Raw genomic sequence first — 458 nt, 5'->3', positions numbered from 1 at the left:
CTTGGATTTTCTCTGCCTACTCTTTTTGCCGTTTTTGGATAAATACACCATTGCCCACTCCAACTTCTCTGTTATTTCCTGCCACGCACCATGGATGATGCTCGCCAATATCGGCATTAACCAAAGCGCGCTGTTTTTGGCAATCTTCAGCATCGATAACTCCGCGCTGCCAATCAGCGTCAGCGCCAGCCGACGTTTGACCAGCAAGGCCAGCAAACTAGCCCAGATCAAGCCTTCCGCTATCGCTTTTTGTCGTGTCGCGAACGCCTTCAACCGGTTATGTGATTTCAGCTCTTTGAACAACAGTTCGATCTGCCAACGGCAACGATACAATGCCATCACCTTCTCGGCTGGCCATCGCTCACGCGGAAGATTGGTCATCCATATACAGAACCGTTTTTCCTCTGCAAACCAACGTCTTATGAGTCGATATTTATACTTTCCCGAACTCACATCCA

The 458-nt window shown here is 48.9% G+C and carries 1 protein-coding gene; it reads right to left on the bottom strand.

The features are described 5' to 3' along the window. A partial coding sequence (locus J9892_RS20455; RefSeq protein ID WP_210538800.1) for a transposase occupies window positions 1–458 on the bottom strand: 458 nt, incomplete at both ends.

Origin of the sequence: Aeromonas sp. Prich7-2, assembly GCF_017939255.1 — a bacterium.
Lineage (GTDB): Bacteria > Pseudomonadota > Gammaproteobacteria > Enterobacterales > Aeromonadaceae > Aeromonas > Aeromonas caviae.
Note: the sequence above shows the minus strand (reverse complement) of the source record. Positions and strands in the feature narration are given on the sequence as shown.